Here is a 25,054-nt window from a genome sequence, read left to right as displayed (position 1 = left end):
CCCATCGGTCCGCTACCGTGAAATGCGAAACCCGTCGCAGCCAAAAGCGAAACGCTGTCGCACCCATCTAGGCGCAAAACCCGGCCATGCGTATGCTGGCGCGCGGCGAGAGGTAGTGGCTATCTGCCTGCTCGCCGTCGGCAGGGCGCCATGATCGCCTGCCGGATCATGCAGCCGGCAGCATCGCAGGACCGGCAGGGATGGAGCGTGCGGCGCAGCTGGCCGCCCCACGCAAGCTATGGATTGGCGACCTTGGATACGGATGCATTTTCGCAACTGCTGACGCTCTATATGCGGCGCATTCGCGCCAGCGCTTCGGGCGTGGCGACGGAAATCGGCCTGAGCCGCGAGGCGGTGAACAACTGGCGCAACGGCCTGTCGCTGCCTAACCCGAAATCCCGCGACAAGCTCATCGCCTGCGCCCGCTACCTGCGCCTGACCGAGTCGGAAACCAACCGCCTGTTCAGTGCCGCGGGCTTCGAACCGGAATTCCCGCTGCAGGCCGAGGCTGCCGGCGGCGTGCCTTTCGCGCCCTACATCGACTCGTTGTTCGACCAGTTGCGCAGGCTCACGCCGTATCCCATCGTCCTGCTGCTGTCCCAGGCGCACTGGGGCCAGCCGCCGTTCCGCCAGGAGCTGCTGACTCGTGCCCGTGGGCTTTACGGCGAACAGTCGGTGCTGCATATCCAGCCGCCCTACAGCGCCAGCACCGCCAGCAGCGACTACTTCGCCGCCATCGGCCGCCAGTGTGGCTTCGCCGACATCACCTCGGACTACGACTTCGAAGCCGCCCTGGAGCGCCGCCTGCTGGCCGGCGAACGGATATTTTGCCTGGTCAGCCGTTTCGAGCAGGGCACCGCGGAGCTGCGCGAGATGCTCGCCGGCATCCTGCGCAGCCTGAGTGAAATGCACAGTGGCCGCCTGCATCTGTTGTTGTGCGGCGGGGAAGCGCTGGCCGACCTGAAATACCGCAGTGGCGACCTCTCGCTGCTGAACATCGCTCAGGTCAGCCACTGGTCCGAGTTGACCCTCGCCGACCTGGCGCTGCTCGCCCAGCGCCGTTGGCCCGGGCAGCGCTTCGACCAGGCCATGCTCGGCGAGCTGCTGGAAAGCTGCGGCGGCCACCCGGCGCTGGCGGAGGAGGGGTTGGAGTGGCTGGTGCAGTACACCGTGCTGACCGCGGAGTCCCGCCAAGCGCTGCATCAACTACTGTCCCGCAGTGCCCGGCTCTGGCAGGCCTTCCTGCCGCTGAGCGAAACCGACAGCTCACGTGAACGCCTGCGCCTGCGCCTGGAGGCGGACGACCTGGGGCGCGCCAGCCCGTACCTGGCCGATGGCGAGCTGCGTCGGCTGTTCTGGAACAACCTGATCACCGTCCGCGGTCACGGGGATTCGGCGCGCCTGGTATGGCGCTGCGAGATCATCCGGCAGACGGGCCGCCAAGTGCTGGACGCATGCGTCGAGGCCTGAGTCGCCAGCGGGGCGCGGTGAGCTACAAGCGCCTGCTGGTCATTGCCAGTGTGACCTTTCTGCTGGTCAGCGCTGTGTTGGCGCCCCGGCTCAATCCTTTCACCCGCGATGCGGCACTGGGCAATGCGGCGTTCGAACAGTTCTTCGGCGAAATGGCCGCCTGGCGAACGGCGATGATGGAGGCGCAGCAGATCGAGGGCCACTGGCCCGAGAACATCCAGGCTTTCGCGCCCTCCATCGAACATCCCGTGTTGAACGTCGTTTCGCCGCAGCCGCAGCGCCTGCTGATGACCGTCGCGGATCGCAGCGAGATGGGCGACCTGGCCGGCAAGCAAGTCATCGTCGACATGCCGCCGCGCAGCAGCGAGTGGAGCTGCCGGCCGGGGAGCCCGCCGGTTCCCGCGCGCTACCTGATGAACTTCTGCCTGGAGTCCGCGGACAAGGCCTCGAACGACAGCCCGCTGGTGGAGAACCTGCGCTGGCTGGTGATCATCTGCGCGCTGCTGTTCGTCATCGCCGCGTTGCTCCTGCTGTTCCGCCACCCTTTGCTGGGGCCGGTGCAGCTGCGCCCGCAACGCCTGCTGGACTTGCCGCCGGCGGACCTGCCCAGGGTCGACCGCCTGCTCGGTCTGCTCGGGCGGCGCAGGGCAACCCTGCGTGCCGCCGGCATCGAAGCGCAGAGCTGGCAGCAGGCGCTGGCCTACGTGGGCGCCGAAGCGGAGCAGCGCGCCCAGGCGCTGGCCCTGGCGTTGGGTGCCAGTTGCCAGGTGAGCTGGGGCTGGTCGCTGCCGGGGCGGGTGTTCGAGTGGAAGCTGCCCGAGGATGTGCCGGTTTCCCTGGATCGTTGCCTGGTCTATGTGCCGGCGACTGAGGAGAACGAGACCCGCGTCCTCCAGCACCTGCGCGTTTCCCACACCGGGCTCGACGTGATGCTGGTGCTGCTCGGCGAGCGCCAGGAACAATTGCTGAAGTACTGCGCCGATACCGCCAATCTCTGCGTGGCGATCGACGCCCGCGAGCAGACCCAATGGTTGCTGGGCGGCAACCCCGGCGAGCTGCTGCTGCGCCTGCTCGCCGCACAGCTGCGGCTGACCCGCATCTCGCCGTATCAGACGCGCGGCGGCGTGGTGCGCGCCAGCTCGTTCTTCGGCCGCGACCAGTTGCTGGCGCGAGTACTCAACCGCGAGCCGGCCAATTACCTGGTGGTCGGCGGCCGGCAGTTGGGCAAGAGCAGTCTGCTCAAGGCCGTGCAGCGGCGCCTGGAGGATCATCCGCAGGTGGTCTGCCACTATGTGTCGCTCCGCGACCACCGGCTCACGCCACGGCTGGCGCTGCAATTCGGCCTTCCTGCAGAAAGCACGCTGGAGGCGATCATCGAACACATCAATACCCAGCAACTCGGCAAGCGCCTGTTCCTGCTGATCGACGAGGCCGACCTGTTCTTCCGTGACGAGGCCGCCAACGGCTATCCACAGCTATCGACCTTGCGCGCATTGAGCGAGGAGGGGCGTTGCTGGTTCATGCTGGCCGGTTTCTGGGACCTCTATGCCACTGCCGTGCTGGACTACCAGTCGCCGCTGCGCAACTTCGGCGAGGTGCTGACCATCGGCGCGCTGGAGCGCCAGGCCTGCCGCGAACTGGCCAGTGTGCCCCTGGCGCGGCTGCGGCTGGGGTTCGCCAGCGACACCCTGCTGGAAGACCTGGTGGACGCCAGCGGCCAGCGCGCCAATTTGGTCGCCATCCTCTGCCAGGAATGCCTGGAGGCGCTGCCGCCGGGGGCGCGGGTGATCGAGCGGCTGCAACTCAAAGGCGCGCTGGCCTCCCAGGCGGTACAGGATGCACTGGCCGGCTGGGGCCGCCTGAGCCAGGACGAGACGGCCTGCCGCCTGGACCGGATCATCGTCTACCACTGTGCGCAGCATACCGGCACCGGCCTGGCGGCGCTGATCGAGCTGTTCGGCGAGCGCATCGATGCTGTGGCGCTCAAGGCCTCCCTGGCGCGGCTGCAACTGGCTTTCGTGCTCAAGCGCAGCGGCGATGGCTACGCCTTTGCCGTGCCGCTGTTCGCCGGTCAGTTCGAGGCCGCCGAGCTGCCGATACTGCTGCGCCACGAGCTATCCACCCTGGAGCGCGACGCGCGCTAGCCAAAAGGCGCGGAGCCGGCCGGGCCGCGAATTGATAGACTTGCCGGCGTTACTGGCCAAGGAACACCCCCATGCTCCCCCGGATCCTCGTGCTGCTGGCCCTGCTAATGGCCAGCGTAGGCCTGCGTGCCGAATCGATGTCCTACACCCGCGATATCCAACCGATCTTCACCGAGAAATGCGTGGCCTGCCATGCCTGTTACGACTCGCCGTGCCAGCTCAACCTGACGGCCGCCGAAGGCGCGCAACGCGGCGCGAACAAGCTGCCGGTGTATGACGGCGCGCGTACCAAGGCGCAGGACACCACCCGGCTGTTCCTCGACGCCCACGGTGCGGATGCCTGGCGACGCAAGGACTTCTGGTCGGTGCTCGATGGCCGCGGCAGCCAGGCGGCGCTGATGGCACGGATGATCGACCTGGGGCATGACCACCCACTGGTGCCCAACGCGAAGATCCCCGATGGCCTCGACCTGTCGATCAACCGCACCAACCAGTGCCCGACGCCCGCGACCATCGACGACTTCGTGGCGAAGAACCCGCGCAGCGGCATGCCCTTCGCCGTTACCGGCCTGACCGACAAGCAGCTGAAAACCATCAAGACCTGGCTGGCCCAGGGCGCGCCGGTGGACGAACTGGCCTGGCAGCCGGGCAGCGGCGAAGCGCAGCAGATCGCCGAGTGGGAAAGCTTCCTCAACCAGCCCGGCGCCCGTCAGAGCCTGGTGTCGCGCTGGATCTACGAGCACCTGTTCCTCGCCCACCTGTACTTCACCGAGCGCGGCGAGCCGGGGCACTTCTTCCAGCTGGTGCGCTCGCGCACGCCCAGCGGCCAGCCCATCGACCCCATCGCCACGCGGCGGCCGAACGACGATCCGGGCAATACCTTCTATTACCGCCTGTGGCCGATCCAGGGTGTGATCGTGCACAAGACGCACATCACCTATCCGCTCAACGAGGCGCGGCTCAAGCGCAACCAGGAGCTGTTCTACGGCACCCCCTGGACTACCGACAAGGTGCCCGGCTACGGCCTGCAGCACCGCGCCAACCCCTTCGTGACCTTCGAGGCGATTCCGGCGCGGGCGCGCTACCAGTTCATGCTGGACAACGCCGAGTACTTCGTCCGTACCTTCATCCGCGGGCCGGTGTGCCGTGGGCAGATCGCCACCGACGTGATCCGCGACAACTTCTGGGCGGTGTTCCAGGACCCGGACCACGACCTCTATGTCACCGATCCGAAATTCCAGCGCCAGGCCTCGCCGCTGCTGGCGCTGCCGGGGCAGATCGACGACGTCGGCGCGATGCTGTCGCAATGGCGCTCCTACCGCGACAAGCGCAATAAATACGAAGAGCTGCGCCAGGATGTCTATGACGAGGCGCCCGCGCCGACCTGGGCGGACATCTGGGCCGGCAATGACAACGCCGTGCTGAGCATCTTCCGCCAGTACGACAGCGCGTCGGTGCGCAAGGGCCTGATCGGCGGCGTGCCGCAGACCCTCTGGTGGATGGACTACCCGCTGCTGGAGCGCACCTACTACGGGCTGGTGGTGAACTTCGACGTGTTCGGCAACGTCGCCCACCAGGCGCAGACGCGTCTGTACTTCGACCTGATCCGCAACGGCGCCGAACAGAACTTCCTGCGCCTGATGCCCGTCGGTGCGCGCAAGAAGCTGCTGGATGACTGGTACCAGAGCAGCGGCAAGCTGAAGATGTGGGCCGACTACTACACCACCGACAGCGACGCGCCCACCGGGCTGTTCCTGCCGGAGAAGGGCGCCAAGCTGGCCTTCGCCAAGCAATTGCTGAAGCACTACGTGGCGCTCAATGCGCGGCCCGACCCGATCAACCTGTGCGAAAACGGCGCCTGCTACCGCAACTCCGTGGCCGCGCCGCTGCAGGACACCGAACAGGCCTTCAGCCGGCTGGTCAGCCGCCCGGCTGCCGGCCTGCCGGTCATCGACCAGTTCCCCGAGGCGACCATGCTGCGTGTGGAACTGCCGGACGGCCAGCGCGAGATCTACACCGTGTTGCGCAACCGTGCCCACAGCAACGTGGCCTTCATGACGGGCGAGTCGCTGCGCTACCAGCCGGGCCTGGATACCCTGACCATCTACCCAGGCGTGCTGTCGAGCTACCCGAACTTCATGTTCAACCTGAAGGCGGCCGACGTGCGGGACTTCGTCGGCGCCCTGGAGCAGGTAAAGAGTGCGGCGGACTTCGAGAAGATCGCCGACCGCTGGGGAGTGCGTCGCAGCAACCCGCAGTTCTGGTTCTACTTCCATGACCTGGATGCCTACCTGCGCGAAACCGAGCCGGTGGAGGCAGGCGTGCTGGACATGAATCGCTACGAGAACCTGTAAACCAGATCGCGGACCTGAACCTATAGGACCGAGGGGAACGCCCGGTCCTTGCTCGCGAACCAGCCCCCGCTGCGGGGCCATTCGCGAGCAGGCTCGCTCCTACAGGAAAGTGCTTAGCCTACCTGCGAATTATTCCTACTAAATCAGTAGGGCTTTATCCGATCCCCCCGTTTGGCGTAAACTGGCGCCACGTTTGCGAGGAGTTGCCATGAGCGCTATCACCATTACCGAAGCCGCACAGGATTACCTGGCCGAGCTGCTGTCCAAGCAGGACACTCCCGGCATCGGCATTCGCATCTTCATCACCCAGCCGGGCACCACGTACGCCGAAACCTGCATCGCCTACTGCAAGCCGGGTGAGCAGAAGCCGGAAGACACCCCGGTCGGCCTGAAGGATTTCACCGCCTACATCGACGCCATCAGCGAGCCCTTCCTGGAAGACGCCGTGGTCGATTACGCCACCGACCGCATGGGCGGCCAGCTGACCATCAAGGCGCCGAACGCCAAGGTGCCGATGGTCAACGAGGACAGCCCGATCACCGAGCGCATCAACTACTACCTGCAGACCGAGATCAACCCCGGCCTGGCCAGCCACGGCGGCCAGGTGAGCCTGGTGGACGTGGTCGAGGACAACATCGCCGTGCTGCGTTTCGGCGGCGGTTGCCAGGGCTGCGGTGCGGTCGAGATGACCCTGAAGGACGGTGTCGAGAAGACCCTGATCGAGCGCATCCCTGAGCTGAAGGGCGTGCGTGACGTCACCGACCACAGCAACCGCGAGAACGCCTACTACTAAAGGCAGGCGATCGAGCAGTGAAAAGGCGACCTTCGGGTCGCCTTTTTCGTTTGGAGCCGGGCCTGGGCCTGCTCGGAAACGTCGGGCGAATAACGCCTCAGGCGTTATCCGCCATTGCGGCGGATAACCCGTTCCGGGTTATGCGCCCTACGCAGTTGAGCTCCTTGCAGGAGCGAGCTTGCTCGCGAACCGCGTAGGCAGCCAAACCCTCAGGCCTGCGCCACTTCCCGCCGTCCCGACCAGAGCATCACCAGCGCCACCAGCAGCACCGGCCACACCAGCAGGTTCACCGCGCTCCAGCCGACGCTGGTGATCAGCGCGCCGGAGCTGAACGACATCAGCGCCGCCAGGCTGCCGTTGCCCAGTTCCATCAGCCCTTGCGCATGCCCGCGCTCCTGCGGCGTGTGGCCGAAGGCGAGCAGGGTGGTGCCGGCCACCAGCATCAGGTTCCAGCCCATGCCCAGCAGCAGTGAGCTGATGAGGAACTGCGCCACCGACTGACCGCTCAGCGCCACCGCCGCACTCACTGCCAGCAGCGCCATGCCGACCCAGGCCACGCGGCGGCCGCCGAGGCGGTCCACCAGCGGGCCGGCGACGAAGGCGGGGAGGAACATGCCCAGCACGTGCCACTGGATCACGCTCACCGAGCGCTCCAGCGGCAGCCCGCAGAAGCTCATGGCCAGTGGCGTGGCGTTCATGATCAGGATCATCAGCCCGTGGCCGGCTGCGGTGCAGGCCATGGCCGCGCGGACCGCCGGGCGCGACAGCAGCTCGCGCATCACCTTCCAGCCGCCGGTGGATGGCGCGGGCGCTGCGCCTTCCGGCAGACGGCTGAGCACGGCGAGGGAGACCAGCGCCAGCACAGCGATGGTCAGGTACGAACCCACGAAGGGCGCGGGCAGGGCATTGCGCGACCACAGCGCCAGGCTCGGTGCGAGCAACGCCGCCAGCACGCCGCCGCCGATCACGTAGGCCGTGGCGCGCCCCTTGTGGGTTTCGTCCACCGCTTCCAGCGCGGCGAAGCGGTAATACATCGCCGACGCCTGGTAGGCGCCGATGGGCAGCGCGCCGAGGCAGAACAGCAGGAAGTCCGCCAGCCACACGCCCAGCGCGCAAAGCAGCCCGCCGAACACGCCGCAGGCGGCGCCCAGCAGCAGGCCGCGCCGCCGTCCGTGGCGTTGCATGAACAGCGACAACGGCTGCACCGCCAGCAGGTTGCCCAGCACCAGGATCGCCAGGGGCAGCGTAGCCAGGCTGTTGATCGGCGTGAGCTGCGCGCCCACCAGCGAGGTGAGGGTGATGCCGATCAGCGAGCAGGACCAGTACAGCGCCTGGCTGGTGAACAGCAGGCGGATCGCCGGAGTGCGCAGCAGCATGCTCCGTCCTCAGCCCTGGCAGCCGGCAGGCTTGAGCACGCGCTGGGTCGAGGCCGGGTTGGCCGCCAGCTTCGCCAGCGGCCGGCGTGGGCGTGGCAGCAGTTCGCCGCCGCAGTTCGGGCAATGGCCGTGCAGCACCTGTTCGGCGCAGTCCGTGCAGAATGTGCATTCGAAGCTGCAGATGCGTGCGTCGGCGCTGTCGCCGGGCAGGTCGCGGTCGCAGCATTCGCAGCCGGGGCGGAGTTCGAGCATGGCAAAGTCCTTTGCTGTGGATTGAAGTCAGTGCAACTGGCCGAAGCGCTCGGCGTATTCCTGCGGGCTGATCGCCAGGTGTTTGTGGAAGGTGCGGCGCAGGTTCTCCGGGTGACCGAAGCCGCACAGGCGCGACACCGTGCTGATCGACGCCTGGGCGTCCTGCAGCAGCGCGCGGGCGGCTTCCAGGCGCACGCGTTCGACGTAGCGCCCCGGGCCCATGCCCAGTTCGTTGATGAACACCCGCGACAGTGTGCGCGGGCTCATGCACGCCTGTTCGGCCAAAACCTCCAGCGACAGGTCGCTGCCCAGGTTGGCCGGTATCCACTCCAGCAGTGCCGCCAGGCGTGGCGTGCGGCTAGGTTCCGGGGTCAACCAGTGACTGAACTGCGCCTGCCCGCCGGGGCGCTTGAGGAACATCACCAACCGCCGCGCCACGGTCAGGGCGAGGGCACGGCCGAGATCGGCTTCCACCAGCGCCAGGGCGAGGTCGATGCCGGCTGTGACGCCGGCCGAAGTGAACACGTGATCGTCGCCATCGCGGTGCTGCGGATCGTAGGTATGCAGGCGGTCGCCCTGGACCAGTACCTCGGGGTAGTCACTGCACAGCTCATCGACATCCGCCCAGTGCGTGGTGGCCGGACGGCCGTTGAGCACGCCGGCTGCGGCGAGGATCAGCGCGCCGGAGCACACCGAGCCGAGCCGGCGCACCTGGGGCTCGGCGGCAGCCAGCCAGCGCAGCAGGTCGGTGTTTTCGCATTGTTGCGGGACGCCCAGCCCGCCGGGCACCAGCAGGGTATCCAAGGTGGCGGGCTCGACCTCCCGCCATCCCATGTCAGCGCAGATGCGCAGGCCGGCCGAGGTGGCCACCGGCCCGGCCTGTTCGCTCAGTACCAGCAGCTCATAGACCGGTGCCAGGCCCTGGCGCTGGCGCTCGACGTTGGCCGAGGCGAACACCTGGAGCGGCCCGGTGATGTCCAGGCTCATGACCTCGGGGTAGAGCAGGCAGGCGATCCGGCGCAGCGATTCCATGGCGACACTCGTTCATTGGATGTCACGAGTGTGGCGGTGGCCGACGCTGGCGGCAACGTCAGTCACCCCACGAATCTTGCCAATCTGCAGGCCGGCCTACCTGGCTGCACCCAGCCGATACGCGCTGGCATACAGCACCGGCAGCACGATCAATGTCAGCAGCGTGGCGAAACCCAGGCCGAACATGATCACCACCGACATGCTCTGGAAGAACGCGTCCAGCAGCAGGGGAGCCAGGCCGAGGATGGTGGTCAGCGCAGTCAGGCAGATCGGCCGCAGGCGCGCACAGGACGCGTTCACCAGCGCCTCGCGCGGTGGCTGGCCGCCGGCGGCGAGGTTGTCGACTTCCTCCAGCAGCACGATGCCATTGCGCACCAGCATGCCCGACAGGCTCAGGAGCCCGAGCAGCGCCATGAAGCCGAAGGGAATGCCGGTGAGCAGGAAGCCGACGGTCACGCCGATCATCGCCAGCGGCACGGTCAGCCAGATCAGCAGCGCCTTGCGCGGCGAGGCGAACATCAGCACGGTGATGATGAACATCGCCAGGAAGGCCATCGGCAGGCTGCCGAGTACGCCATTGCGGGCATCACCGGAGCTTTCCACGTCGCCGCCCCAGGCCAGTTCGTAGCCCGGTGGCAGTTGCAGCGCCTCGATCTGCGGGCGCACGCGGGCGAGCAGTTGCGAGGAGGTTTCGCCGCTCTGTGGGGCGACGTCGGCCATCACCGTCAGCGTGCGCTTGCGGTCCTGGCGCAGGATCAGCGGGTCTTCCCAGACGCTGTCGAAGCCACCGACCACCTGTTCGATGGGCAGGTAGCGCTGGCTCACCGGGCTCCACAGCATCAGGTCGTTGATCTGCCCAGCGTCCAGGTCGCGTTCACGCACGACGATGGGCAATTGCTGCGTGCCGTCGCGGTAGAGGCCGACGGAGAGGCCGCTGAAACTCATGCGCAGCAGACTGTCCAGGTCGCCCTTGTCGATCCCCAGTTCGCGGGCGCGGGCTTCGTTGAACTGTGGGCGGACCAGCAGCGCACGGGCTTGCCAGTCATGGCCGACGCCGGTAGCGACCGGGTCGGCGGCGAGGATATCGCCCACCTGTGCGCCGAGGCGGCGCAGCACCTGCGGATCGGCGCCGGTCAGCCGTACTTCGATGGCGCTGCCGTTGGACGGGCCGAACATCAGGCGCTTGAGGCCGGTCTGCACTTGCGGATAGCGCTCATCGAGGTAGTGCTGCAGGTCGGCGATCAGCCCTGGAATCTGCGCGCGGTTCTCGGTGCGCACCAGCACTTGCGCGTAGTTGGCGTGCTGGCGTTCGGCGCTGTAGGTGAGGATGAAGCGTGGTGCGCCCTGGCCGATGCTGGTAACGGTGCGTTCGACGCCTGGCAGGGCGGTGATGTGCCGGTCGATCTCGGCGGCCAGGTCGCGGGTGTGTTCGATGGCCGTGCCCTGCGGCAGCCACAGGTCGACGAAGAACATCGGCGTGTTGGCCGGCGGGAAGAAGTTCTGCCGCACCTGGGAGAAGCCCAGCAGCGATGCGGCGAGTGCCAGGGCGAGCACGCCCAGAGTCAGCGCGCGCTGGCGCAGGCAGGCTTCCAGCAGCCCGCGGTAGGTGCGGTACAGCCAGCCCTGGTGCGGCTCGGCGCTCGCTGCCTGTGCCGGCATCTTCGCGAAGGCCCAGCGGGCGAACAGCGGCGTCAGGGTCATGGCCGTCACCCAGCTGAGCAGCAGCGACACCAACAGCACGTCGAACAGTGAGCGGCAGTATTCGCCGGTGGAGTCGGAAGACAGGCCGATGGGCGCGAAGGCCAGCACCGCGATCACCGTGGCGCCCAGCAGGGGCAGGGCGGTGAGGCGGACGATGTGGCGGATCGCGGCGTCGATGCCCTGGCCGCGCAGGCGCCCGACCAGCACGCCCTCGACCACGACGATGGCGTTGTCCACCAGCATGCACAGGGAAATGATCAGCGCGCCGAGGCTGATGCGCTGCAGCTCGATGCCCAGCAGGTACATCAGCAGCAGGCTGCCGAGCACGTTAAGCGCCAGCACCCCGGCGATCACCAGGCCGCTGCGCAGGCCCATGAAGACCAGCAGCGTGCCGACCACGATGGCCAGCGCCAGGACGAAACTGAGCAGGAAACCGTTCACTGCGCCGTGCACTTCCACGGCCTGGTCATAGAACGGCGTCAGCTGCATGCCAGCGGGGCGTTCGCTTTCCAACTGGTTGAGGCGCAAGTGCACGGCGTCGCCGACCTTTACCACGTTCACCTGCGGGGCGAAGGCGATGCCCAGCGCCAGGGCCGCTTCGCCGTCGGCGCGCCAGAGGTGGCTGGGAGTGTCGGTGAAGCCGCGTTTCACCGTGGCGATGTCGCCCAGGCGGATCAGCTGGGTGCTGCCCGGTGCGCTGACCAGCAGCTGTTCCAGCTCCGAGACGTCGGTGAATTCGCCGGTGGGATGCAGACGAATGCTCTCGCTGCCGACGCGCAGGCTACCCGCGTCGGACACCACATTCTGCCGGGTCAGCAGGTCCACAAGGCGAGTCAGCGGCACGCCCATGGCGGTCATCTTTTCCCGAGAGACATCCACCTGTACCTGTTCGGCCTGCAGGCCGGAAACCACCACCTTGCTCACGCCGGGCACCAGCACCAGCTCGCGGCGCAGGTAGTCGGCGTAGTCGCGCAGTTCCTGGTAGCTGTAGCCCTGGCCGGAGAGCGACAGGAGGATGCCGTATACGTCGCCGAAATCATCGTTCACCTGTGGCGGCGAAACGCCAGGCGGCAGGTGCGGAGCGAGGTCGTTGACCTTGCGCCGCAGTTCGTCCCAGATCTGCGGCAAGTCGCCTGCGCGGTACTGCGGCTTCACGTTGACGGTGATCTGCGAGAGGCCGGCGCTGGAGATCGAAGTCAGCTTGTCGACGTAGGCCAGTTGCTGGATGGCGTTTTCCAGCGGGTAGGTGACTTCCTCTTCCACCTGCTGCGGCGAGGCGCCGGCGTAGCGGGTGGCGACCACGGCGGTCTTCACCGTGAAGGCCGGGTCTTCCAGCCGGCCGATCTCCAGGATGGCGTAGAGGCCGCCGAGGGCCAGCAGCAGGATGACGATCCAGCTGCCGACCTTGTTTTTCAGGAAATAGCCGGTGAAGTCCATCACAGCCCTCGCTCGCGTTGCCACGGACGCACCGCCTGGCCTTCACGCAGCTCGGCGGTGCCGGCGGCGACGATGCGCTCGCCCGGCTCCAGCCCCGACAGAAGCCGGATGCCCTCGGGACCGGGCTGGCCGAGTTCCACGGCGCGGCGCTCGACGTGCAGGGCATCGCCTTCACCTTTCACCACCCACACCTGGCTCTGCCCCGGCGCGCCGTCGTCGGCGCTGAAGACCGCTTCCACCGGCACCCGCAGGAGCGCCTGTGCAACGCGGCCGAGCTGGGCGAAATCCACCTCGACGGTGGCACTCATGCCCGGCAGCAGGGTGACGTCCTTCGGTCGCTCCAGGGTGAGTGTGACGGTGTAGCTCAGGGTCGCCGGATCGGGGCGGGTGCTGTGCTCCTTGTAGTGCGCGGGGAAGTCCCGGCCAGGCACACGGGCCAGGCGCACGATGGGTTGGTAGTCGCTGCGCAGGCTCGCACCGTCGACGCGCTCCAGCAGGCTTTCCGGCAACTGGAACTGCACGTCGTAGCTATCGGCGGATTGCAGGATGGCCACCGGCTGCTTGGGCTGCAGCATCTGGTGGTTCTGCACCGGCACCTGCGCGATGACGCCGGTGAAGGGCGCCGTCAGGCGCGCGTAACCCAGTTCCTGGCGGGCCAGCTTCAACGCGGCTTCGGCGGAATCCAGCTGGGCCTTGCGCTGATCCAACTCGGCGCGGGCCACCAGTTGCCGTTCGTTGAGCGTGGCAACTCTCTGGTACTGGGCGCGAGCCAGGTTGTAGCTGGCTTCGCGGTCACGCAGGCGCAGGCGCAGGTCGGCGTCGTCCAGTTCGGCGATCAGTTGGCCGCGCTCCACGCGCTGGCCCTGTTTCACTGTCAGGGTCTTGAGGTGGCCGGCGAGGCGGAAGGACAGGTCGACCTCATCCGAGGCCACCAGTTGGCCGGGAAACTGCCGTACGCCTTCGGCGCTAGCGGCGGGCACGCTGTAGAGCTTTACCGGGCGCACGATATCGATCGGCGCCGACGGCGTCGGGCCACAGCCAACCAGCAGGCCGGCGAGCAGAAGGCAGGCGGGCGTTTTCACGCGGGATTCCTCTTGAGCTGAGCGGGTGAGGCAAGGCTGCGCGCCGCTCGGAGGAATCCGTCTGACATGAATCAAGGGCTGCCGGCCGGCCCTGGGAAAGTTCGGTAGCGGTACAGGAATCGTTCAGAAATGCCCTACAGGTGAGCGGCTCTAAACCATCAGCACCCCGCGAAAACCACGCGCTGCGTAGTAGGACTGCACGCCATTGTGGTAGGTGAACACCCGCTCGTAGCGGCGGTCGCCGAACAGCGCGCCGTCCAGCTTGCGCATGGAGCCGGGCGTGCGCAGCCAACTGGAGGTCTTCTGGTCGAAGCTGCCCAGCTCCTGCAGCTGGCGGTACTGCGCCTCGTCCAGTAGCTCGATACCGATCTGCGCGGCCAGCTCGGTGGCGCAGCCGGCGGGCTTGTCCTTCTTGCGTGCGTCCAGCGCCTCGCGGTCGTAGCAGAGGCTGCGGCGGCCAGCCGGGGTCTCGGCGGAACAATCGAAGAACAGGAAGGCGCCGCTGGCGCTTTCGCGGCCGACCACGTCGGGTTCGCCGCCGGTTTCCTCCATCTGCTCCAGCGCTTTCAACTTGGCCGGGGCGGCCTCCAGGCGCGCCTGGACTTCCGCCCAGTCGATGCCCTTGTGGCGCTCGGGGTGTTGCTTGAACCGCGCCTGCAGGGTGGCCAGCAGGGTGTCGCGTTGCTTCGCATTCATCTTGCTTACTCTCGGCAGGGGTTGCAGGTCAGAGAGTAAAGCAGGATTTGCGCGGCCTGCGGCTCAGCCGGCGTCGGCCCAGCGCTCGCGCACGGCGAGGATGTCGGGCAGGCAACCGAGGAAAAGCTCCACCAGCTCCGGGTCGAACTGGCGGTCTTTTTCCCGGCGCAGCAGTTCGATGGCTTCGTCGATGCTCCAGGCCGGCTTGTACGGGCGCACGCTGGTCAGCGCGTCGAACACGTCGGCGATGGCGACGATGCGGCCCTCCAGGGGAATTTCCTCGCCGCGCAGGGCATTGGGGTAACCCGTCCCGTCCCAGCGTTCGTGGTGGGTGAGGGCGATGCTGCGCGCCAGGGTGAGCAGGGTGGAGTCGTGTTCGCCGATGATCCGCGCGCCGATCTCCGGGTGCTGGCGCATCACCGCCCATTCCTGTTCGTCGAGGCGGCCGGGCTTCTGCAGGATGGCATCGGGAATGCCGATCTTGCCCACGTCGTGCATGGGCGCCGCGTTGAGCAGGTCGTCGGCGGCCTTCTCCGAGAAGCCGGCGGCGCGGGCCAGGATGTGCGCGTAGTGGCTCATGCGGATGACGTGCAGGCCGGTCTCGTTGTCCTTGTACTCGGAGGCCTTGCCCAGGCGCTGGACGATCTGCAGGCGCGTCTCGCGCAGCTCTTCCACGCGCACCAGCGACAGGTGCGTGCGCACGCGCGCCTTGACGATGGGCGGGCTCACCGGCTTGGTGATGTAGTCCACCGCGCCGACCTCGAAGCCCCGCGCCTCGTCGGGCACATCGGCCAGCGCGGTGACGAAGATCACCGGGATGGCGCAGGTGGCCTGCTCGGCCTTGAGCCACTGGCAGACCTCGAAGCCGGTCATGCCGGGCATCATCACGTCCAGCAGGACCAGGTCCGGGCGTTCGCGGTTGGCCAGCTCCAGCGCCTTGTCGCCGTCCTTGGCGAACAGCAGGCGGTAGTCGTCCTGAAGGATGTGGCGCAGCACCTGGAGGTTGGTGGCTTCATCGTCCACCAGCAGCAGGCAGGGACGATGATCTTGGGCGGTCAGGGTCATGCTTGCTCCAGGCGGGCGCCGAGGGTCCGGACCCATTCCAGGGCCTGGTCGAAGTCGAAGTCGTCGATGGCATAGCGCAGGGCTTCGAAGGCCTCGCGGTGTTCGCCCTGGGCGGTGCCCAGGCGCAGGCGTTCCAGTGCCTGGTCGTCCAGGCCGCCGCGGGAAAGGGCCAGTTGCAGGGCCTGCAGCGCGTCGCGCAGGTCCTGCGAGGCGGCCTCGCCAACGGCTGCCCCAACCGCCTCGGCGAGAGCTTCCGGTACCAGCGGCACTGATTCGCGGACCGTGGTGAACTCCGCGCGGACACGCTCCAGGGCAGCCGCCAGTTGTTCAGCCTTGCCCTGCTCTGCGGAACCTTCCAGCGCGCCGATGGCGCCCGCCAGACGCGGCAGGGCGAGGTTGGCGGCGGCGCCGCGCAGGCGGTGGGCGAGGGCGGCAATGCCGGCGCGATCGCCGTTGCTCACTGCGCTTTCCAGGGTGTTCAGGCTGGTTTCCTGCTCTTCGAGGAAGCGCACGATGGCTCGCGCCATGGGCAGCGGCCCGCCCCACAGGCGGGCGCCGACGGTCCAGTCCAGGGTTGCCAGTGGTGCTGGCGCGGTGGCTTGCGTGCTGCGTACTGCGGGCGCGGCGCCGAGCAGGCGGGCTATCTCATCCAGCAGGGCATTGAGCTCCAGCGGCTTGCTGGCGAAGCCGTTCATGCCGGCGTCCAGGGCGTTCTGCCGGTCGCGGTCGAGCACGCTGGCGGTCAGGGCGATGATAGGGACGGCCTCGACGCCACGCTGCTGCTCGAGGGTGCGGATGCGCCGGGTGGCTTCCAGGCCATCCATGCCGGGCATCTGCACGTCCATCAGGACCAGGTCGAAGTCCTGCGCGCTGTAGGCCTCCACCGCGGCCTGGCCGTCGCCGACACTGTGCGGGTGGTGGCCCAGGCGCCGCAGGTTCAGCTCCAGCAGCTCGACGTTCTGCGGCACGTCGTCCGCCACCAGAATGCGCAGCGGCGGCAGGCTCGGCGCGTGGCTGCGGGTAACCGGTTGCACACTGTGGCCGGCTGGCAAGGGCAGGTCGACGGTGAACACGCTGCCCCGGCCCACTTCGCTTTCCACGGTGATGCGGCCGCCCATCAGCTCCACCAGTTGGCGCGAGATGGTGGTGCCCAGCCCGGTGCCGCCGAAGCGCCGGCTCATGGAGGCGTCGGCCTGGGCGAAGGGGTCGAAGATGCGCTCCAGGCGGTCGGTGCCGATGCCGATGCCGGTGTCGCGGATGGCCAGGCGCAGCGCGCCGGGTTCGCCGCTGATCACCAGCCTCACTTCGCCGCGCTCGGTGAATTTCACCGCGTTACCCAGCAGGTTGGTCAGCACCTGCTGCAGGCGCAGCGGGTCGCCGCAGAAATACTCGCCGGCGCGCGGGCCATAGTCGATCTGCAGGCTCAGGCCCTTGCGCTCGGCGGACAGTCGCAGCGCCGCGCAGACCTGCTCGCACAGCTCCGGCAGGGAGAAGTCCAGGGCTTCCAGTTCGATGGCGCCACGGTCCAGCTTGGCGGTGTCGAGGATGTCGTTGAGCAGGCCCAGCAGCGAGCGTGAGGCGTTCTGTACGGTGCTCAGGTAGCGCCGCTGATTGTCTTCCAGCGGTGAATCCAGCAGCAGTTCGGTGAAGCCCATGATGGCGTTCATCGGCGTGCGGATTTCGTGGCTCATGTTGGCCAGGAAGCTGCTGCGCGCGGCGGCGGCCTGTTCGGCGCGGTCGCGGGCGCTGCGCAGTTCCTGCTCCATGACCCGGCGCGGGGTGAGGTCGGTGGCCAGCTTCACCACCTTCACCGGTTTGCCGTCGAAGTCGAGGATCGGGTTGTAGGTGGCGTGGATCCACACCTCGCGCCCGTCCTTGGCCAGGCGGCGGTATTCGCCGGCGTTGTACTCGCCCTCGCGCAGGCCCTGCCAGAAGGCCTGGTAGCGGGCGCTGGCGGCGATGTCCGGCGGGCAGAACAGGCTGTGGTGCTGGCCCAGTACCTCGGCTTCGGTGTAGCCGAAGAGTTCGAGGATGTTCTCGTTGGCGGCGAGTACGCGGCCGTCCAGGTCGAATTCGATCAGCGCCATGGCGCGGCCGATGGCGGTGACCTTGCCTTCGTACTCGTTGCTCAGCAGCTTGGTTTCGGTCTGGTCGAGCAGCACGCCGTCGATCCACTGCGGGTTGCCAGCCTCGTCGTAGCAGGCGCTGCCGCCTTCCCAGATCCAGTGTTCGGCGCCGCTGCGGTCGAACAGCCGGTACTCGACGACGTAGCTGCGGCGCTCGGCAATGGCGCGGCGGACTTCCTCGTTCACCGCTTCCTGATCATCGGGATGGTAGAGCTGGGCGAAGGTGATGCGCTGGTCGCTGAAGTCCTGCGCCGACCAGCCGGTGACGGCCTCCACCGCATCGCTGACGAACAGGGTGCTCCAGGCGTCGTCCGGGAGGACGCGGAAGGCGATGCCGGGCATGTTGCGGATCAGCGAGCGGTACTGCTCCTCGCTGGTACGCAGGGCCTGCTCCATCTCGCGGCGTTCGCTGATATCGGCGACGAACACGACGAACCAGGGCTTGCCGTTGTGATCGGTGACGCCGAGGCTGACGCGCACGGGGATCTCCCGGCCGTCGCGGGTCAGGCCTTCCAGCTCCAGTTCGGAGTTGCTGAACTGGCGCTTGCCACTGCTCTTGTAGTTCTCCAGCGCCATTCGGAACTGATGGCCGTAAGCCTCGTTCATCAGCACCTGCATGGGCTTGCCGACCAGCTCGTGCGGGTGCCAGCCGAACAGGCGCAGCACTGCGTGGTTGACTGAGCGGATCACGCCGCTGTGATCGATGGTGAGGATCGCCTCGACGGCGGCGTCGAGCAGCGAATCCAGGTGCTTGCGTCGGCGCTCCAGCTCCTGGAACAGCTGGCGATAGCGCAGCAGGCCGTTCACCGCGGCGACGCAGATGCTTAGGCTGATGGTGGCCATGGACACCGCCATCGCCAGGTAGAAGCTGCCCTGCACGCCTTGCGGCACGCCAAATTCTTCCATGCCGACGAAACGTGCCGCCGCCATCCCGGTGTAGTGCATGCCGGCAATCGCCAGGCCCATCACCAGGCCACTGACCAGAATGGCGAGGTTCGGGCGCATCTTGCCGCGCAGGCCGAAGCGCACCCAGAGCGCAATGACGGCCAGGACCACCGCGACGAGGATCGACAGGGCGAACATCCACGGGTCGTAGCGCAGCAGCGGCGCCATCTGCATGGCCGCCATGCCGCTGTAGTGCATGGCGCCGATGCCGGCGCCGACCAGCACGCCGCCACCGATGAACTGCAGCGTGCTGACGTTGCGCTGGGCCAGCAGGTTGAGTGCGATCCATGAGGCGAACAGGCTCGGCAGGCCGGAAAGCAGGGTGATCAACGGGTCGTAGCGCACCGCTGCGCAGAGCTGGAAGGACAGCATGCCGATGAAGTGCATCGCCCACACGCCACCGCCCAGGGCCACCGCGCCGGTGCCGATGGCCAGTTGGCGGTAGAACGGGCTGCGCGCCAGCCGCGCCACGCCTGACAGTTGCAGGGCCATGGTCGAGGTGAAGACGGCAATGAGGATGGAGAGCAGCACCAGAGCATTGTTGTGCTCGCCGAAAACCAGCAGCGAAGGGGTGTCGCCGCTGTAGAAATATCGCTGCAGATCGAGCATTGAACGAGACCGTACTGCGTGCCGAAGGCCCGGTGGAAGACGAGACGGGGTGAGCAAAACACAGGATGGCTGCAAATTGCCATCATTGTCGGTCGCTGCTCCCGCTGAACCGGCGGTGGAATGCGGGTTTCGGACGAGCGGAAAGCCAATGTTCGGAATCGAAGCTGAAACGATGCAGCCCGGACGGCGACCGACACTTCGTTGTCGGCAGACGAAGCGGCAAATTGAGCGGTTGCCGACGGCTGGCGCCGGAAATGAAGAAGCCCGGCTTGGGGCCGGGCTTCTTTGGGTACCTGTCTGCGGATCAGGCGGGCATGTGCCATTCCTGCAGGCGGTAGCCTTCGCGGTTCAGCTCGTCGCGGGCCTGGTTCAGCAGGCCTTCGAGCTGCTCCGGGTCGGAGTAGGCGGAGCTGGGAATGCGGGTGAGGCCCAGCAGACGGGTACCGGTGCGATCGAGGACGGACAGGTCGAGGCTGCCGTCGCCCCCTTGGTCAACCCAGGTCACACAATTGAAGGGTTGGAAGGCTCGTCCAGTGATCAGCAGAGCCTCGTTGAAACGAAGAGTCGCATGCATGGTTGTGATCTCTCTGCGTGGTAATCCATTGCGAAGGTGGCGAAAGCGGTTCATCCACTTTCGTGTTCGTTCACGCAATTGATGGATTCAGAGTCGAAGAAAGTCACAACCCATGTCGCGGTTGTACACAAAATAGTCGCAAATAAAACTGTTTCAGTCGCTACAGGCCCCGTCAGCCGTGGCCTGTAGCGATTTTAGGGGTGCGCCATCGCGCCGCACGTGCCATTTGTAGTTGGCGACGAGCGGTCAGGCCTGCATGGCCCAGCCGTCCACGTTCATCGCCGCCTGGCGCAGTGCCTCGGAGCGGGTCGGGTGCGGGTGGCAGGTGCGCGCGATGTCCTCGGCGGCGCCGCGGAACTCCATGGCCACGCAGTACTCCGCGATCATGTCGCCGACGTTCGGGCCGATCATATGCACGCCGAGGATCTCGTCGCTGCGCTCGTCCGCCAGCACCTTCACGAAGCCCTCGGTCTCGTGGTTGATCTTCGCCCGGCTGTTGGCGGTGAAGGGGAACTTGCCCACTTTGTAAGCGCGGCCCTCGGCCTTGAGCTGTTCCTCGGTCCTGCCCACGGTGGCCACTTCCGGATGGGTGTAGATCACGCTGGGGATGACGTCGTAGTTCACTTCCCCGGCCTTGCCGGCAATCAGCTCGACGCAGGCGATGGCCTCGTCCTCGGCCTTGTGCGCGAGCATCGGGCCGGAGGTCACGTCGCCGATCACCCAGATGCCGGGCACGCTGCTGCGGTGTTCATGGTTTTCCAGCATGCCGCGCTTATCGGTAGCCAGGCCCACGCTTTCCAGCCCCAGGCCCTGCGTATAAGGGCGGCGGCCGATGGCGAGCAGTACGTAATCCGCCTGGATCGACTCTGCCGCGCCGCTAGCAGCCGGCTCGACGCTCAGGGTCACCTGCTTGCCGCTGACCTTGGCCTGGGTGACTTTCGAGCCCAGCTTGAAGCTCATGCCCTGCTTGGTCAGCGCGCGCTGGAAGGTCTTGGCGGTTTCCAGGTCCATGCCGGGGCAGATGCGGTCGAGGTATTCGATGACCGTGACTTCCGCACCCAGGCGGCGCCATACCGAACCCAGCTCCAGGCCAATCACGCCGGCGCCGATTACCACCAGGTGCTTGGGCACCTCGGGAATCGACAGCGCGCCGGTGGAGTCGAGGATGCGCTTGTTGTCGACGTCCACGCCCGGCAGCGGGGAGGGCTCGGAACCGGTGGCGATGATGATGTCCTTGGCGGTGAGGCTGCTCTTGCTGCCGTCGGTGGCGGTCACTTCCACCTTGCCCGGCCCGTCGATGCGGCCCCAGCCTTTCACCCAGTCCACCTTGTTCTTGCGGAAGAGGAATTCCACGCCCTTGGTCAGCGCGGTCACGCTTTCGGCCTTCTGCTTCATCATCTGCGCCAGGTCCAGCTTGGGCTTGACCTGGATGCCGAGGTTGGCGAACTCGCCGCCGGCCGCCGCTTCGTACAGTTCCGACGCATGCAGCAGCGCCTTGGACGGCATGCAGCCGACGTTCAGGCAGGTACCGCCGAGGGTTTCGCGGCCCTCCACGCAGGCGACCTTCAGGCCCAGCTGGCCCGCGCGAATGGCCGCGTTGTAGCCGCCGGGGCCGCCGCCGATGACGATCACATCGTATGCGCTCATGCAGTGCTCTCCGAGTTGGAAAAAGGGGTCAATCGAGGTTAGCCCGCGCTCGCCGGATCACCAGCGCAGGGCCTGGGATAAGCGTTACTCGATTTATATTACGAACATAATATATGATTCAACGCAAGTCACGCAGACATGACAGACGCGGCGGGGAGGGCGAAAATGCAGGGCTTTGGCGCCTCAGGTTCGTGCGCCTACGGAGAATTCATGAAGATCGACTGCGATTTCGACAGCGGCAACATCCAGGTCATCGACGACAGTGACCCGCGCCACGTGCGCCTGGCGCTGCGCCCGGACACGAAGAGCCCGCACTTCCAGTGGTTCCACTTCAAGGCCGAGGGCCTCGAACCCGGCCAGCAGTACCGGTTCAGCCTGACCAATACACCCGGCTCCAGCTACACCGGCGGCTGGCCGGGCTACAACGCGGTGGCTTCGTATGACCAGCGCGACTGGTTCCGCGTGCCCAGCACCTATGATTCCAACGGCCTGCACTTCAGCCTCGATGCCGAACAGCCCCAGGCCTGGTTCGCCTACTTCGAGCCCTACAGCCGCGAACGCCACGCCGAACTGGTGAGGCGCGCCCAGGCCAATGGCGCCGAGCTGCTCGCCACCGGCAACAGCATCGAAGGCCGCGAACTGCCCCTGCTGCGCATCGGCAAGGGCGCGGCGGGTGCGCGGAAGATCTGGCTGATCGCCCAGCAACACCCCGGCGAGCACATGGCCGAGTGGTTCATGGAAGGCCTGATCGATCGCCTGCAATCGGGTGATGCCGAGGTCCAGCGCCTGCTGGAGCGCGCCGACTTCTACCTGGTGCCGAACATGAACCCGGACGGTGCCTTCCACGGCCACCTGCGTACCAACGCCGCCGGCAAGGACCTGAACCGTGCCTGGGCCGCGCCCAGCGCCGAGGAAAGCCCGGAAGTGCTGTTCGTCCAGCAGCAGATGGCCCGGTACGGTGTCGACCTGTTCCTTGACGTGCACGGCGACGAGGAAATCCCCTTCGTGTTCGCCGCCGGCTGCGAAGGCAACCCGGAGTTCACGCCGCGCCTGGATCGCCTGGAAAGCCTGTTCCGCGAGCGTCTGGAAGCCAACGGCGAATTCCAGAGCGTGCACGGCTACCCGAAGGACGCCCCCGGCCAGGCCAACCTGACCCTGGCCTGCAATCACGTCGGCCGCACCTACGACTGCCTGTCGCTGACCCTGGAAATGCCGTTCAAGGACCACAACCTGTCGCCCAACCTGCGTACCGGCTGGAGCGGGGCGCGGTCGAAGGCGCTGGCGGAGGCGGTGCTGGTCACGGTCGCCAGCATGGTCGACGAGCTGCGCTGATTCGCGAGCGGACGGACATCGAGGTTTGCGATGTCCCGCCCCGGAGCTCTTCGTAGGGCCGAGGGGGACGCCCAGTTCTTGCTCGCGAACCGGCCCAGCCCTAGAGCTTCCGGGTGTTCGCGAGCAAGCTCGCTCCTACAGAAAGGCGTCTTTCCTAGCGAAGTCTTACATCCCTGGCGGCTGACCGTTGGGGTAATCCGTCCCGCCTGGCTGTTGAATCTTCACCCTCGCGTGCTAATCCAAAGCATGAGACATACGAATTCAGGAGGCAGGTATGACTCGACATCGCAAGCTGTTGACCCCGCAAGTCATCGAAGACCTGCAGGACCGCACGGACGCCGTGGAAGAACTGGATTTCAGAGACCGCCGTGAAGTGCGCAAGAACCGCGCGGGCGAACACAGGTCACGCCCGTTTGCTGGCGCGGCCTGAACCAGCAGGCCCGAGGGGCATGCCTCACTGGCGAGTGCGCCAGCCAGGGAGATACACCAAGGCCGATTCGGCTCCCCGCCGGACCGGCCTTGCGTGATTGTTGACCTGCAGTCATTCACTTCGTCGGACCGCACCTGCTGTTCCGCGCCGTCAGCTCCCTTCCGTCATCCGTTTCCATGCTGGAGGCGGCATTTTAGAGCGCTCCGGATCTGTAACTTCGGGCTTACTGAATAGTCGATGTCATACAAAATACAGACTGAAAACTTGAACTGCTTCACATAAACTCGGGTCTTCCGTTAGCGCATTTCGCTCTACCCGCAGCCGTCAGAAGTAACCCCATGGAAAACCACAGTACCCCCCTGGGTCCGGTTCCCGCTCATCTGGTCCGTGAAGCCGTGGCCAAGAAGACCGGTCTGGGATGGGTGGTCGAGTTCAACGTTGCCACCTGGCTCAACCTGGCTGTGCGCGACGACACCGGTATATCCCTCAAGATCAGTTACCTGGACGGCGACAAGCCCCGCGAAGTGCTGGTCGACAAGGGCAGCATTTTCGGCGCCCAGCGCATCCTGCTGTGCGGCATCGCCCGCCTGGGGGTGAACCAGAAGCTGGAGTCCATGAGCCTGTCGCTGGAAACGCGCTCGCCGATCCAGTCGCTGCTGGTGGAGGAACTCTTCGTCCAGGCCGTCGAGCGCCAGAGCGAAAAGAAGAACGGCACCCGCAAGGCGCGCTGACCCCCCGCGCCGGTGGGGCGCTGAGCGTTGCAATCGGTGGGCATTCCCGCCGTGCATGAAGCTTCGTCGGGCTTGCGATCTGCCGATCGGAGCGGGGAATATCGCCTGGCCCCACTCGTTGCACCAGGAAGCCCCATGCCCCTCGATATCGAACAGCTCAAGCTCTACACCGCACACCGTGGCATCGCCATTCCCATGCTCGACTTCCTGCAGTTCCGCCATGCCCCGGCGGACGACGGCAATGGCCCCGGTCGGCTGGTGGTGCGCGTCGAACCGCAGCACGTGAACGGCTGGGCCAACGCCCATGGCGGGCTGATCATGACCCTGCTGGATGTCGCCATGGCGCTGAGTGCCAGCGATGCCGACGAAGCCGGCCGCGGCGTGGTGACGGTGGAAATGAAGACCAATTTCCTGCGGCCGGGCGGGGAAGTGGGTGAGGTGCTGGAAGCCCTTGGCAGCGTCCGCCACCACACGCGCTCCATCGCCTTCTGCGAGGCCGAGTTGCGCAATAGCGCCGGTGTGGCCGTGGCGTCCGCCTCCGGCACCTTCAAGTACGTCAACAAGCCGCGCCCGCTGGCTGACGCCTGAGCATTTTCCGCCCCCGAATATTCACCTCCCCACGGCCGCGGACGGATGTTCGCGGCTGTTTCCCCGGGCTGATAGCGCTTCGATACCAGCACCGCTCGGCGGCCCGGCGGCGTTCTTAAGATCTTCTTAATTCATCGGGTGTCCTATCAAGGGACGCTCTAGCACGGGCTCTGCAAGAAACTTCTTTCACCGGTTGTAATGAATTCGTCATAAAGCGTGTCTACATTTTTCTGTCATGAAAGTGTCACTCAATGTGACTGAGCCAGTGACGGCACAAGGCAACCCACCATGCTGCTCGATGACAAGAACTTCCCACGGCGCGTCCAGCGCGACCTGCAGGACGACCGCGACGAAGAGCTCGAACTCGAACTGTTCGACGAACTCTACGATTTCGAAGGGCTGCGCCACGGCAGCCTGCAAACCCATGAAGAGCGCCTGGCGCGCCAGCGTTACTTCCACACCCTGTTCAGCCTGCAGGCCGAGCTGGTCAAGTTGCAGAACTGGGTGGTGAAGACCGGCCACAAGGTGGTCATCCTCTTCGAGGGGCGCGACGCTGCCGGCAAGGGCGGCGTGATCAAGCGCATCACCCAGCGCCTCAATCCGCGTGTCTGCCGCGTCGCCGCGCTGCCCGCGCCGAACGACCGCGAGCAGACCCAGTAATACTTCCAGC

Annotated in this window: 18 protein-coding genes and 1 pseudogene; 9 read left to right on the top strand and 10 right to left on the bottom strand. The window is 66.6% G+C overall.

Going from position 1 to position 25,054, the window contains the following annotated elements; all coding sequences use genetic code 11:
* The first annotated feature begins 252 nt into the window (after window positions 1-252).
* From A6723_RS25905 to nfuA, 4 genes are all read left to right on the top strand, one after another.
* Window positions 253-1,470 carry a hypothetical protein gene (locus tag A6723_RS25905; protein ID WP_054907700.1) on the top strand — a complete coding sequence of 406 codons (1,218 nt, stop codon included), beginning with the start codon at window positions 253-255 and terminating at the stop codon, window positions 1,468-1,470.
* Window positions 1,455-3,614, top strand: a complete 2,160-nt coding sequence (locus A6723_RS25900; protein WP_054907699.1) for an AAA family ATPase — start codon at window positions 1,455-1,457, stop codon at window positions 3,612-3,614. Before A6723_RS25905 ends, A6723_RS25900 begins: the two co-directional genes overlap by 16 nt.
* Window positions 3,615-3,685: 71 nt before the next feature.
* On the top strand, window positions 3,686-5,968 hold the full coding sequence (locus A6723_RS25895) for a fatty acid cis/trans isomerase (RefSeq protein ID WP_054907698.1): 2,283 nt from the start codon (window positions 3,686-3,688) through the stop codon (window positions 5,966-5,968).
* A gap of 208 nt (window positions 5,969-6,176) precedes the next feature.
* Window positions 6,177-6,761, top strand: coding sequence for a Fe-S biogenesis protein NfuA (nfuA, locus tag A6723_RS25890; protein ID WP_054907697.1), 585 nt, complete (start codon window positions 6,177-6,179; stop codon window positions 6,759-6,761).
* A 209-nt stretch (window positions 6,762-6,970) separates the two neighbouring features.
* Here nfuA and A6723_RS25885 read toward each other — a convergent pair whose 3' ends face one another.
* From A6723_RS25885 to lpdA, 10 genes are all read right to left on the bottom strand, one after another.
* Window positions 6,971-8,137: an MFS transporter gene (locus tag A6723_RS25885; protein ID WP_054907696.1), complete on the bottom strand. Its 1,167-nt coding sequence runs from the start codon at window positions 8,135-8,137 to the stop codon at window positions 6,971-6,973.
* 9 nt (window positions 8,138-8,146) lie between these two features.
* Window positions 8,147-8,389, bottom strand: a complete 243-nt coding sequence (locus A6723_RS25880) for a DUF1272 domain-containing protein (protein WP_054907695.1) — start codon at window positions 8,387-8,389, stop codon at window positions 8,147-8,149.
* A 27-nt stretch (window positions 8,390-8,416) separates the two neighbouring features.
* The gene (locus A6723_RS25875) at window positions 8,417-9,421 is read right to left on the bottom strand and encodes a GlxA family transcriptional regulator (protein ID WP_054907694.1); all 1,005 of its coding nucleotides are present in this window, start codon (window positions 9,419-9,421) and stop codon (window positions 8,417-8,419) included.
* A 96-nt stretch (window positions 9,422-9,517) separates the two neighbouring features.
* The gene (locus A6723_RS25870; protein ID WP_054907693.1) at window positions 9,518-12,559 is read right to left on the bottom strand and encodes an efflux RND transporter permease subunit; all 3,042 of its coding nucleotides are present in this window, start codon (window positions 12,557-12,559) and stop codon (window positions 9,518-9,520) included.
* Window positions 12,559-13,641, bottom strand: coding sequence for an efflux RND transporter periplasmic adaptor subunit (locus A6723_RS25865; RefSeq protein WP_054907692.1), 1,083 nt, complete (start codon window positions 13,639-13,641; stop codon window positions 12,559-12,561). Before A6723_RS25865 ends, A6723_RS25870 begins: the two co-directional genes overlap by 1 nt.
* A 150-nt stretch (window positions 13,642-13,791) precedes the next feature.
* Complete coding sequence (locus A6723_RS25860; protein ID WP_054907691.1) at window positions 13,792-14,337, bottom strand: DUF4256 domain-containing protein; 546 nt, start codon at window positions 14,335-14,337, stop codon at window positions 13,792-13,794.
* A gap of 63 nt (window positions 14,338-14,400) precedes the next feature.
* Window positions 14,401-15,402, bottom strand: a complete 1,002-nt coding sequence (locus A6723_RS25855; protein ID WP_054907690.1) for a two-component system response regulator — start codon at window positions 15,400-15,402, stop codon at window positions 14,401-14,403.
* The gene (locus tag A6723_RS25850) at window positions 15,399-19,082 is read right to left on the bottom strand and encodes a PAS domain S-box protein (RefSeq protein WP_054907689.1); all 3,684 of its coding nucleotides are present in this window, start codon (window positions 19,080-19,082) and stop codon (window positions 15,399-15,401) included. The genes A6723_RS25855 and A6723_RS25850 overlap by 4 nt, the downstream gene beginning before the upstream one ends.
* 304 nt (window positions 19,083-19,386) lie before the next feature.
* Window positions 19,387-19,656 carry a hypothetical protein gene (locus tag A6723_RS25845; RefSeq protein ID WP_024763325.1) on the bottom strand — a complete coding sequence of 90 codons (270 nt, stop codon included), beginning with the start codon at window positions 19,654-19,656 and terminating at the stop codon, window positions 19,387-19,389.
* A 246-nt stretch (window positions 19,657-19,902) separates the two neighbouring features.
* A complete protein-coding gene (lpdA, locus tag A6723_RS25840) occupies window positions 19,903-21,303 on the bottom strand; it encodes a dihydrolipoyl dehydrogenase (protein ID WP_054907688.1) in 1,401 nt (466 codons plus the stop codon).
* 210 nt (window positions 21,304-21,513) lie between these two features.
* Between lpdA and A6723_RS25835 the strand changes: the two genes are divergently transcribed.
* The 5 genes and pseudogenes from A6723_RS25835 to A6723_RS25820 all read left to right on the top strand — a co-directional run.
* The gene (locus A6723_RS25835; protein WP_054907687.1) at window positions 21,514-22,635 is read left to right on the top strand and encodes a M14-type cytosolic carboxypeptidase; all 1,122 of its coding nucleotides are present in this window, start codon (window positions 21,514-21,516) and stop codon (window positions 22,633-22,635) included.
* Window positions 22,636-22,909: 274 nt separating this feature from the next.
* Window positions 22,910-23,065, top strand: coding sequence for a hypothetical protein (locus A6723_RS32220; RefSeq protein WP_175405590.1), 156 nt, complete (start codon window positions 22,910-22,912; stop codon window positions 23,063-23,065).
* Between the two features lie 338 nt (window positions 23,066-23,403).
* Window positions 23,404-23,796: a hypothetical protein gene (locus tag A6723_RS25830; protein ID WP_054907686.1), complete on the top strand. Its 393-nt coding sequence runs from the start codon at window positions 23,404-23,406 to the stop codon at window positions 23,794-23,796.
* A gap of 135 nt (window positions 23,797-23,931) precedes the next feature.
* Window positions 23,932-24,384 (top strand): PaaI family thioesterase, encoded by a 453-nt coding sequence (locus A6723_RS25825; RefSeq protein WP_054907685.1) that lies wholly within the window; start codon window positions 23,932-23,934, stop codon window positions 24,382-24,384.
* Between the two features lie 288 nt (window positions 24,385-24,672).
* A pseudogene (locus A6723_RS25820) lies at window positions 24,673-25,041 on the top strand (polyphosphate kinase 2); the annotation flags it as partial.
* Between the last annotated feature and the right edge of the window lie 13 nt (window positions 25,042-25,054).

This window comes from Pseudomonas sp. AU11447 (assembly GCF_001672555.2).
Taxonomy (GTDB): domain Bacteria; phylum Pseudomonadota; class Gammaproteobacteria; order Pseudomonadales; family Pseudomonadaceae; genus Pseudomonas; species Pseudomonas nitroreducens.
Note: the sequence above shows the minus strand (reverse complement) of the source record. Positions and strands in the feature narration are given on the sequence as shown.

Coding starts and splice junctions, on each gene's coding strand:
- A6723_RS25900 (WP_054907699.1), top strand. CDS start 1,455: ATGCGTCGAGGCCTGAGTCGCCAGCGGGGCGCGGTGAGCTACAAGCGC.
- A6723_RS25825 (WP_054907685.1), top strand. CDS start 23,932: ATGCCCCTCGATATCGAACAGCTCAAGCTCTACACCGCACACCGTGGC.
- A6723_RS25885 (WP_054907696.1), bottom strand. CDS start 8,137: ATGCTGCTGCGCACTCCGGCGATCCGCCTGCTGTTCACCAGCCAGGCG.
- A6723_RS25830 (WP_054907686.1), top strand. CDS start 23,404: ATGGAAAACCACAGTACCCCCCTGGGTCCGGTTCCCGCTCATCTGGTC.
- A6723_RS25835 (WP_054907687.1), top strand. CDS start 21,514: ATGAAGATCGACTGCGATTTCGACAGCGGCAACATCCAGGTCATCGAC.
- A6723_RS25855 (WP_054907690.1), bottom strand. CDS start 15,402: ATGACCCTGACCGCCCAAGATCATCGTCCCTGCCTGCTGCTGGTGGAC.
- A6723_RS25845 (WP_024763325.1), bottom strand. CDS start 19,656: ATGCATGCGACTCTTCGTTTCAACGAGGCTCTGCTGATCACTGGACGA.
- A6723_RS25860 (WP_054907691.1), bottom strand. CDS start 14,337: ATGAATGCGAAGCAACGCGACACCCTGCTGGCCACCCTGCAGGCGCGG.
- A6723_RS25880 (WP_054907695.1), bottom strand. CDS start 8,389: ATGCTCGAACTCCGCCCCGGCTGCGAATGCTGCGACCGCGACCTGCCC.
- A6723_RS25875 (WP_054907694.1), bottom strand. CDS start 9,421: ATGGAATCGCTGCGCCGGATCGCCTGCCTGCTCTACCCCGAGGTCATG.
- A6723_RS25850 (WP_054907689.1), bottom strand. CDS start 19,082: ATGCTCGATCTGCAGCGATATTTCTACAGCGGCGACACCCCTTCGCTG.
- A6723_RS32220 (WP_175405590.1), top strand. CDS start 22,910: ATGACTCGACATCGCAAGCTGTTGACCCCGCAAGTCATCGAAGACCTG.
- nfuA (WP_054907697.1), top strand. CDS start 6,177: ATGAGCGCTATCACCATTACCGAAGCCGCACAGGATTACCTGGCCGAG.
- lpdA (WP_054907688.1), bottom strand. CDS start 21,303: ATGAGCGCATACGATGTGATCGTCATCGGCGGCGGCCCCGGCGGCTAC.
- A6723_RS25870 (WP_054907693.1), bottom strand. CDS start 12,559: ATGGACTTCACCGGCTATTTCCTGAAAAACAAGGTCGGCAGCTGGATC.
- A6723_RS25895 (WP_054907698.1), top strand. CDS start 3,686: ATGCTCCCCCGGATCCTCGTGCTGCTGGCCCTGCTAATGGCCAGCGTA.